The 10485-nt window shown below is 53.4% G+C and carries 8 protein-coding genes, 3 tRNA genes and 1 rRNA gene; all 12 read right to left on the bottom strand.

From position 1 onward, the window contains the following. Position 1 precedes the first annotated feature (1 nt). Positions 2–1267, bottom strand: a complete 1266-nt coding sequence (gene purD, locus ACTNC3_RS06485) for a phosphoribosylamine--glycine ligase (protein WP_410043764.1) — start codon at positions 1265–1267, stop codon at positions 2–4. Between the two features lie 3 nt (positions 1268–1270). Next, positions 1271–1873 (bottom strand): phosphoribosylglycinamide formyltransferase, encoded by a 603-nt coding sequence (purN, locus tag ACTNC3_RS06480; protein WP_410043765.1) that lies wholly within the window; start codon positions 1871–1873, stop codon positions 1271–1273. Positions 1874–1943: 70 nt separating this feature from the next. After that, on the bottom strand, positions 1944–3128 hold the full coding sequence (locus ACTNC3_RS06475; protein WP_410043766.1) for a phosphoribosylaminoimidazolecarboxamide formyltransferase: 1185 nt from the start codon (positions 3126–3128) through the stop codon (positions 1944–1946). Positions 3129–3143: 15 nt separating this feature from the next. Next, entirely contained in the window at positions 3144–3872 is a 729-nt protein-coding gene (locus ACTNC3_RS06470) for an IMP cyclohydrolase (RefSeq protein WP_441226863.1), read from the bottom strand. 13 nt (positions 3873–3885) lie between these two features. Continuing rightward, complete coding sequence (purM, locus tag ACTNC3_RS06465; RefSeq protein WP_410043768.1) at positions 3886–4935, bottom strand: phosphoribosylformylglycinamidine cyclo-ligase; 1050 nt, start codon at positions 4933–4935, stop codon at positions 3886–3888. Positions 4936–5083: 148 nt separating this feature from the next. After that, a complete protein-coding gene (purF, locus tag ACTNC3_RS06460; RefSeq protein ID WP_441226862.1) occupies positions 5084–6574 on the bottom strand; it encodes an amidophosphoribosyltransferase in 1491 nt (496 codons plus the stop codon). A 132-nt stretch (positions 6575–6706) separates the two neighbouring features. Further along, entirely contained in the window at positions 6707–7201 is a 495-nt protein-coding gene (gene purE / locus ACTNC3_RS06455) for a 5-(carboxyamino)imidazole ribonucleotide mutase (RefSeq protein WP_410043770.1), read from the bottom strand. 369 nt (positions 7202–7570) lie between these two features. Then, entirely contained in the window at positions 7571–9655 is a 2085-nt protein-coding gene (htpG, locus tag ACTNC3_RS06450) for a molecular chaperone HtpG (protein WP_441226861.1), read from the bottom strand. Between the two features lie 277 nt (positions 9656–9932). Next, a tRNA-Ile gene (locus tag ACTNC3_RS06445) sits at positions 9933–10006 on the bottom strand. 72 nt (positions 10007–10078) lie between these two features. Further along, positions 10079–10151: transfer RNA gene (locus ACTNC3_RS06440), tRNA-Thr, on the bottom strand. A gap of 4 nt (positions 10152–10155) precedes the next feature. Next, positions 10156–10228, bottom strand: a tRNA-Asn gene (locus ACTNC3_RS06435). Between the two features lie 173 nt (positions 10229–10401). Then, positions 10402–10485, bottom strand: a 23S ribosomal RNA gene (locus tag ACTNC3_RS06430); the annotation flags it as partial.

The following is a 10485-nucleotide window of genomic DNA, read 5'->3' as shown; positions in this document are numbered from 1 at the left end:
CTTAACTCAGTGCCTTCAGTGCACGCTGTCCGATGTCCTTCCGCATGTGCATCTTTTCGAAGCTGACCTTCGCTGCACTTGCATACGCCTTATCGATGGCCTCCTTCAGGGTCGGTGCGGTCTCAACGACGCCGAGCACACGACCGCCGTGGGTATAGAGCTTTCCATCGCGGAGGTCTGCACCTGCGACGTAGACATGATCCACCTGATCGACACCCGTGATCTCGAAGCCGGACTCGTACGCCACCGGATATCCGCCGGATGCCTCGATGATACAGCAGGCGGATTCATCCTTCCACTTCACTTCGACATCCGCGAGTCTGCCCTCGGTGACGGCCTGCATGATGGTCAGCAGGTCAGAATCCAGCAGCGGCAGTACGACCTGCGCCTCCGGATCGCCGAAACGGCAGTTGTACTCGATAACCTTCGGGCCATCCTTCGTCAGCATGAGACCGAAGTAGAGGCAGCCCTTGAAGGTGCGGCCCTCACTCTTCATCGCTTCGATGGTCGGCTTGAAGATGGTCTCCATGCAGACAGCGGCGATCTCCTTCGTGTAGTACGGGTTCGGTGCGATGGTGCCCATACCGCCGGTATTGAGGCCCTCATCGTTGTCATTGGCACGCTTGTGATCCATGGAGCTGATCATCGGCACGACGACGTTACCGTCGGTAAAGCTGAGGACGGAGACCTCCGGACCCTCGAGGTACTCCTCGATGACGATCTGGTCGCCGGAGTGGCCGAACTTGTGCTCTGCCATGATGGTCTTGATGCCTTCGATCGCCTCTTCACGGGTCATCGCGATGATGACACCCTTTCCGAGTGCGAGTCCGTCCGCCTTGATGACGGTCGGGATCGGGCAGGTCTCGACATATGCTTCTGCAGCATGAATATCGGTGAATACCTCATAGCCCGCGGTCGGGATGTGGTACTTCTTCATCAGGTTCTTCGAGAATACCTTCGAGCCCTCGATGATCGCTGCCTTGCCCTCCGGTCCGAAGGCCGGGATGCCGGCTGCCTCGAGTGCATCGACCATGCCCGCAACGAGCGGATCATCCGGTGCGACGACCACATAATCCAGCTTCTGTTCGACGGCGAACTTTACGACGCCCTCGACATCGGTTGCCTTGATCTCTGGTACGCACTCGGCGTCTCTTGCGATACCGCCGTTGCCAGGGATCGCATAGAGCTTCTCGACCGAAGGATTCTTCTTGATTGCTTTGATGATGGCATGCTCACGTCCGCCACCACCTACGACGCCAATTCTCATCGTTTATGCCTCCTGTTCACGCTTCTGTTCACGGATTTCCTTACTCATCAGCTCGGCTGCGGCCGGCAGAAGCTTCCACTCCGCCTGCTCCATCACGCGCTTCTGAAGGATCTCGGGCGTATCGCCTTCCTCGATCGCGACGGCCTTCTGGAGAAGGATACGTCCGCCATCCGGAATTTCGTTTACGAGATGTACGGTTGCACCGGTCACCTTCACACCGTAGGCGAGTGCGGCCTCATGCGGGCGAAGCCCGTACATGCCCTTGCCGCAGAAGCTCGGGATCAGGGACGGATGGATGTTGATGATGCGATCCGCATACGCATGGATGAAATCCGGGCCCAGGATCGTCAGATAGCCGGCCAGGATGACGAGGTCGATGCTGTGGGACTGTAAGGTTTCGATCAGCTTCGGCTCATCCTTATGCACGACGGTATGCTCGATGCCGGCCTTCTCTGCACGTTCCAGTGCATAGATCCCCTCACGGGAGCCGACGACGAGGACGATCTCGCCATCCGGGATCTCACCACGATGCTGTGCATCGATCAGCGCCTGGAGGTTGGTACCACCGCCGCTGACCAGCACGGCAATTCTAGTTTTATTCTTCATTTGTATATATCCCTCTCAATCTACAAGGAGACAATGCCATTATATGCGCCTTCGGGTGCACCCCATGTGATTAATGGTGGAAGAGACGCATGCCGGTGAAGCACAGCACCATACCGTACTTATCCGCGGTCTCGATGACATTGTCATCACGGATGGATCCGCCCGGCTCTGCGATGTAGCTGACACCGGACTTCCGTGCACGCTCGACATTGTCACCGAACGGGAAGAACGCGTCGGAGCCGAGGGCCGTTCCGGTGAGTGTAGCGAGATACGCCTTCTGCTCTGCTCTCGTAAATGGAGCCGGCTGCTCGGTGAAGTACTGCTGCCATGCGCCATCCTTCAGGACATCCTCGCACTCCTCGGAGAGGTATACGTCGATGACATTGTCCCGATCGGCACGACGGAGGCCCTCCTTGAACGGAAGGTTCAGGACGCGGTCGGTCTGACGAAGGTGCCAGTGATCCGCCTTATCACCTGCGAGACGTGTGCAGTGCACTCTGGACTGCTGTCCGGCACCGACACCGATGGCCTGACCATCCTCTGCATACGCTACGGAGTTGGACTGCGTGTACTTGATGGTGATGAGGGCGATGGTCATGTTGAGACGCGCCTCCTCGGTGAGCTCCTTGTTCGCACTCACGATGTTTGCGAAGGCCTCCTCGGTCACCTTGTACTCGTTGCGGCCCTGCTCGAAGGTCACACCGAATACCTGCTTGTGCTCGACCGGATCCGGGCGGTAGCTCGGGTCGATCTTGATGATATTGTAGTTTCCCTTCTTCTTCGTCTTCAGGATCTCGAGCGCTTCCTCCGTGTAGCCTGGGGCAATGACGCCATCCGACACTTCGCGGTGGATGATGCGTGCGGTCGTCGCATCACAGGTATCCGACAGGGCGATGAAGTCACCGTAAGAAGACATACGATCGACACCACGTGCTCTCGCATACGCACAGGCCAGCGGAGACTCGTCGAGTCCTTCGATATCGTCTACGAAGCAGGCCTTCTTCAGCTTGTCGGAAAGCTTCCGTCCGATCGCGGCACCGGAAGGAGAAACGTGCTTGAAGGATGCGGCGGCGACCATGCCGGTGGCTTCCTTGAGATCGGAAACCAGCTGCCAGCTGTTCAGTGCGTCGAGGAAGTTGATATAGCCAGGACGGCCATTCAGAATCTCGATCGGAAGATCAGAGCCGTCGTGCATGTAGATCTTCGCCGGCTTCTGATTCGGGTTCATACCATACTTTAATTCAAACTCTTTCATCTCTGCCCTCTCCTCTTATGCGTTCACCTTTGTGAACTTGTTAATCATTCTGTTTGTTACGCTACCGTCTACGACATTGATATAGCGTACGTACATGGAAATCTTATTATCCTCGTTCAGGCTGTTCCAGATCGCCTCTGCGAACTCCTCCGCGCTGTTCGGGATCGCGACACGCTCCGGCTCTCCCTCGAAGGTCGGAATCGGATTACCGTTCTGTTTGTAGGTATGGATGAAGTGGCCAAGACCATTCTGCAGCTTGTAGCTGTAGGTATAGCGTGCACAGTCGGTGCCCTCTGCATCCTGGGACTTGAGAATCGACATCTTATAGCGGTCGGAATCATCGAGCATCACGAGGCCGCTGATACGCGGTGTCCAGTTCGGACCATCCGGCTCGAATTCACGTGTTTCGAGGGCTTCCTCGAAGGTGTTGCCCTCCTTCAGGAAATCATAGATGGTATCCGTCTGATCGCCGTTGGTCACGATCAGATTATCACCGATCTTACGGATCGGGCTGTAGATGATGAGGCTCGGGTCCTCGACCTTGCTGGCGTCTGCCGGGTAGATGGTGACGGTGTCACCATCCTCGATAAATAAGCGGTTTCTGGAGTTTGCGCTACGCCCCATGATGAAGTAAGCGATGGCGATGGACTGTCCATCCGCGGACTTGCCGATCACGATGCCACGGCCAGGGTACTCGTTGTTTTTCAGCAGCTCTGGAAGCTGTGCTACATCATATGTTGCCATGTTTTTACTCTCCTTACTCTAAAACGACCTTATCGTCGGACGCGATGATCTCACCGAGGTGGTATGCCTCGACACCATTTGCACGAAGTACCTCGAGTGCTGCCGCCTCATCCTCCTTCGCTACGACAACGCTCATGCCGACACCCATGTTGTAGGTATTGAACATATCGTGTGTGGATACATCGCCGGTCTTCTGAATCAGCTTGAAGATCGGAAGCACGCGTACGTCATCCATACGGATCTTTGCACCGAGGCCATCCGGGATGGATCTCGGGATATTCTCATAGAAACCACCGCCGGTGATGTGGCTGATGGCCTTCACAGTCACCTTCTCAAGCAGCTGGAGCACCGGCTTTACATAGATGACGGTCGGTGTCAGCAGGGTCTCACCGAGGGACTGACCACCGAGCTCCTCGAGCGGCTTACGAAGCTCCTCCTTCGTGATATGGTCGATGTCGAAGACCTTACGTACCAGTGAGAAACCGTTGGAGTGCACACCGGAGCTTGGAAGTGCGATTACGACATCACCTGCCTTCATGGAGTTGTTGTCGATGACCTTCTCCTTATCCACGATGCCGACAGAGAAACCGGCCAGATCGAACTCATCCTCCGGATAGAAGCCCGGCATCTCTGCCGTCTCACCACCGATCAGCGCACTGTCACTCTGAACACAGCCCTCGGCTACGCCCTTTACGATGTCGGCGATCTTCTCCGGCACGTTCTTGCCGCAGGCGATGTAATCGAGGAAGAACAGTGGCTTCGCACCACAGCAGATGACATCGTTTACACACATCGCAACGCAGTCGATGCCGACGGTGTCATACTTCTCCATCAGGAAGGAGATCTTCAGCTTCGTGCCGACACCGTCGGTACCGGACACGAGAATCGGGTGCTTGTAGCCCTCCGGAAGCTCGAACAGACCGCCGAAGCCGCCGAGACCGGATGCGACACCTTCGGTCATGGTTCTCGCAACGTACTGCTTCATCAGCTCTACGGACTTGTAGCCGGCCGTGATATCAACACCTGCCTCCTTGTATGCCTCACTGTAGCTCTTTGTATTCATATCTAAACTCCTTTATCGTTTGATCGTCATGATACTTCGAATTACATTTTATCGTGAAATGTCATGATATTATTTCATTCGGATAGCTTATATGGATATTTCGTGTGGATACGTTTATTCCATGCGTCTCTTCCATGCCTCACGTGGCTTATGCATTGGCCTCGCTGTTCGGATTCCACTTCTTGTTCGGGTCATCCGTGTGTGCATCTCTCCAGGCCTTTGGAATCTTCTCTTCGAAACGATTCTTCTCGCTGACGCTTGGCAGCTCCGTTGAATACTGACCATTGAAGCACGCGGCACAGTAGCCTGCATTCGGATCATTCTTCGCGATACGGAGCACATTCTCCACACTGAGGTATCCGAGCGAATCAACCCCGATGATCTTCGCAATCTCATCGACGGTATGGTGGCAGGCGATCAGATTGTCCTGACTGTCGATATCGGTTCCATAGTAGCAAGGGTACAGAAATGGCGGTGCGGTTATACGCATGTGGATTTCCTTCGCGCCGGCCTCCCGCACGAGCTTGACGAGACGTGCGCTGGTGGTTCCACGTACGATAGAGTCATCGATCAGGACGACACGCTTGCCCTCGATTTCGGAGCGGATCGTGTTCAGCTTGATCTTGACGAGATTCTCACGCTCCGTCTGTCCTGGTGCGATGAAGGTTCGTCCGATGTACTTATTCTTGATGAGACCGATACCATACGGGATACCGGACTTCCGGCTGTAGCCGACCGCGGCATCGAGGCCGGAGTCAGGAACGCCGATCACGACGTCTGCATCGACCGGATGCTCCTCTGCGAGGAACTCACCGGCACGCATTCTGGCATCGTGTACAGATGCACCATCGATGATGGAATCCGGACGTGCGAAATAGATATACTCGAAAACGCAGGTAGACGGTTTCACCGTCTTGCAGTGATCCTTGATGGAGCGGAGACCATTCTGGTCCATGACCATGATCTCACCCGGCTCGAGGTCACGCACCAGCTTCGCACCGACTGCATCGAGTGCACAGGACTCACTGGCAAATACGACGGAACCGTCCTCGGTTTCACCATAGCAGAGCGGACGGAAGCCATGCGGATCACGTACGGCGATCAGCTTCGACGGCGACATGATGACCAGAGAGAAGGCACCGTGCAGCTTCTCTACAGAATTGGTCACCGCCTCTTCGATCGACTTCGTCTTCAGACGCTCACGCGTGATGACATACGAGATCGCCTCGGTATCCGTAGTGGACTGGAAGATACAGCCCTCCAGCTCGAGGTTACGGCGAAGCTCTGTGGAATTGACCAGATTTCCGTTATGACAGAGTGCCATACGGCCCTTCACATGATTTACGACGATCGGCTGCGCATTGATACGGTTTGTGATGCCGGAGGTGGAGTAACGCACGTGACCGCAGGACATCTGTCCGTCGCCCAGACGGTCGAGCTGTTCCTTCGTCATCGCCTCGCTGACGAGACCGAGCTCACGATAGAAACGGAAGACACCCTCGTCGTTTACGACGATACCGGCCGATTCCTGGCCACGGTGCTGTAACGCAAACAGCCCATAGTAGGTCAGTCTTGCAAGTGGCTTGGTTGTCTTCGAGTACATGCCAAATACGCCACACTCGTCATTAATTTTTCCCATAGATTCCCCTTTAGATGTATAGAAATATAATTGCGCCTGCGATGGTCATGAAATAAAGTACGTTTATGTGCATGCCTCCGATACTGCCGGCGCGTAATCGTTACTATGTGTGATTTCGCCCCTACCGATCGCTCAGCTGTTAAACTGCGCCTCGATGGCGGCATTCTTCTCCAGGATCGTCTGATGATTCTTATCACGCTCATCCTGAAGCTTCTGTGCGAGTGCGGCATCTTCGATCGCCAGCATCTCGATGGCGAGCAGTGCTGCGTTCTTTGCGGTATTGACGCCGACCGTGGCAACCGGAATTCCAGGTGGCATCATGATCGTGGAAAGAAGTGCATCCATGCCCTCAAGTACCTTCGATGAACATGGGATACCGATCACCGGAAGTGTGGTATTCGCTGCGATGGCACCTGCGAGGTGCGCAGCCATGCCGGCAGCGGCGATGATGACACCGAAGCCGTTTTCACGTGCGGATTTCGAGAACTGTGCAGCCTCCTCCGGTGTTCTGTGGGCACTGTATACATGAACTTCAAAAGGTACTCCGTACTCCTTCAGGACACTGATGCCTTTTTCAACTACTGGAAGATCTGAATCACTTCCCATGATGATCGCAACTTTTTTCATGCAAACTCCTTTCCTGATCCGTGGAAGCACCGCTTCCGATATCACTCTGAATACGTACGCCCGGAGGGCATCACAGAGAACTCATGCCAGAAGCGTGAGCCTGTAATCAACAACAAAAAGAGAGAACAGCGCAGGCTGTTCCCCCCTCTATTATTTTACGGTATTCGAATAGATGTCGTTATTAATTTCGCAGCTTACACTAAGCCCGATAAATCCGGCCTGTCCTGAGAATCCGAGTGCACACATCGCTAAAAGGTGATTCGTATGTCTGTTTCCAGCCATGTGCTTCATCCCCAAATCCTTTCGCCCGAGAAACTTGTGAACAACGACAACAAAATTATATTAGATGCCGTCTGCTCCGTCAAGCTGTCACTTTGCCATTTTAAGAAGGATTTCGTTTGAACGGCTTATGAACTTTGTCATCTCGTCTGCACTCAGCGGGGACTGCTGCAGCTTCGCAAGATCGTAGAGCTGCTCGGAGATCATGTCGACGGTCTCCTTCGCTGCTTCATCCGTACGATGCTCGATCAGATACTGTACCAGCGGATGTTCGGTATTGAGAATCAGTGTCTCATCGACCGGCATATCGCTCATCGGCATACCACTCATCGCATACATCTTCATCATGTCATTCATACGACGGCTCTCCTCGGAGATGGAAAGCATCGCCGCGATGGAGGACTGTGTCAGCTTCTGAAGCTTTACCGTCAGCTTATCCTTCTTCGATGCGGCACGGATCTCGGTTTCCAGATCCTTCTGCTGCTCGTCGAGGGTCTTCTGCTCATCCGCACTTACCGCTGCCTTGAACTCCTCACTGAGATCAGCATCGATTCTGCGGAAGTGAACGCCCTGGTTCTTCGCTTCGAGCTCAGAGATGAACGGCTGGTCGATGCGCTCCGGCAGGATGACGGCATCCTTACCTGCATTCTTAAACATCGCGATGTACTGACTCTGCTGAACAGGGTCGGTGACATAGTAGATGACCTTGTTCTTTTCAGGCTTGTCACTGTTCTCCGCGGTCTTCGCTGTATCTCCCGTGGAAGCAGCCGTCTCGTCCGCTGCGCTGTTCTCAGCACCGGCCTTTTCTGTGGCTTCGTCGACGTCACTCTTCTCGACTTCGAGGCACTCCGGCAGGGCGAGGAACTTACCGTTGATGTCCTTGAAGAGGATGTAATCGGTCATCTTCTTACAGAACTTATCGTCGCGGAGGCAGCCGTACTTGATGAATGGTGCGATATCGTCCCAGTACTTCTCATAGTTCTCACGATCGGTCTTGCAGAGGCCGGACAGCTTATCGGCGACCTTCTTTGTGATGTAATCCTGAATCTTCTTTACGAAGCCGTCGTTCTGGAGCTGGGATCTCGATACGTTCAGCGGCAGATCCGGACAGTCGATGACGCCCTTCAGGAGCATCAGATACTCCGGGATGACTTCCTTGATGTTGTCTGCGACGAAGACCTGGTTGTTATAGAGCTTGATGGTACCCTCGGCAGACTCATACTCCATGTTGATCTTCGGGAAGTAGAGGATGCCCTTCAGGTTGTACGGGTAATCCATGTTCAGATGGATCCAGAACAGCGGCTCCTTATAGTCGCGGAATACCTTATGATAGAAGTCGATATACTCTTCCTTCGTGCACTCGGATGGCGTCTTCCCCCAGAGCGGATGTGTATCGTTCAGGAGCTGCGGACGCTTCTCGATCTTCAGCTTCGTCGGTGTCTTCGTCTCCTTGCCATCAGCATCCTTCTCGACCTTCTCAGGGATCTCCTCTACGACGACATCACCGTCCTTCTTCTGATCCGCCTGGATCGTCTCAGTGTCCTTCGGAAGCTTCGTGATATAGACCTCGACCGGCATGAAGGAGCAGTACTTCTCGATGATCTCACGCATCTCCCACTCGTTATCGTACTTGAGACAATCGTCGTTCAGATGGAGGGTGATGGTGGTACCGACGGTTTTCTTGTCGCCATCGGTCATCTCATATTCCGTACCACCGTTGCAGGTCCAGTGAATCGCTGTCGCATCCTGCTTATAGGACAGAGTGTCGATGTCGACCTGATCTGCAACCATGAAGACACTGTAGAAGCCGAGGCCGAAGTGTCCGATGATCTGATCATCGTTGGCCTTATCCTTATACTTGTTGATGAAGTCCGTCGCACCGGAGAAGGCGATCTGATTGATATACTTCTCGACCTCCTCTGCGGTCATACCGATACCGTTATCCTGGAAGGTGATGGTCTTATGCTCGGAATCGACGATCACATCGACTCTGCCCTTATAGTCTGCAGGCTTCGTCCACTCGCCGATGAGGCTCAGCTTCTCCAGCTTCGTGATCGCATCACATGCGTTGGAGATCTCCTCACGTACGAAGATATCCTGATCGGAATACATCCACTTCTTGATAATCGGGAATATGTTTTCAGAATTGATCGAAAGTGTACCCTTCTGTGCCATAACATTTACCTCTTATACTATGTAGATTTCATCTCGTATCGTCCTTCTTCGTGCCGGACAGACGCATACTGTCCATTGAAGGCGGATACAGATGATTCATTTTATTCACAACGAAAAGAAGTATAGCACCGATGTTAGCACTCTACAAGCTGTACTGCTAATAATTCATAGATAATTCATAATTAGTGTATCAGATCAGCCAAGGGGACCCGGAGAGGCTGATCTGATACACTAATTAGAAGAATTAAAAAAGGCCCCATCACTGGGGCCTGAAGCGTGGAACTGCGGGGACTCGAACCCGGGACCGATCGGTTATGAGCCGACTGCTCTAACCAGCTGAGCTACAGTTCCATCTTATATAAATATCGAGGAATCGATATTCATCAGTTTAAAAAAGCCTTAGCTCTAAAAGCTAAGGCTGAAAGCCGGGATTCGGACTCGAACCGAAGACCTACTGATTACAAATCAGTTGCTCTACCAACTGAGCTATACCGGCACAACTCCCCCAGTCGGACTCGAACCAACGACACCGCGGTTAACAGCCGCGTGCTCTACCGACTGAGCTATGGAGGAATAGCTGCCCCGCGAAGGGAACAAATTATATATATCGTGCCTTGAAAACTATATACCGCTTATATATTATTCTGTAGATAAAACATCAAACCTACCAGCACATCTACTGTCGTAGATGCCGCATACTCGTGAATGTGGAAGTAAATCTTCACGCTTCACTCGTCTTGCGCACATTGGATAAGCCCTCGACCTATTAGTAACTATCACCTGAATGCTTTGCAGCACTTACAGCTTAGCCCTATCAACCTTGTAGTCTT

The sequence above is a fragment of the Oribacterium sp. HCP3S3_B9 genome (genome assembly GCF_052064255.1).
Taxonomy (GTDB): domain Bacteria; phylum Bacillota; class Clostridia; order Lachnospirales; family Lachnospiraceae; genus Oribacterium.
This window is presented reverse-complemented; position numbering and strand designations above follow the sequence as displayed.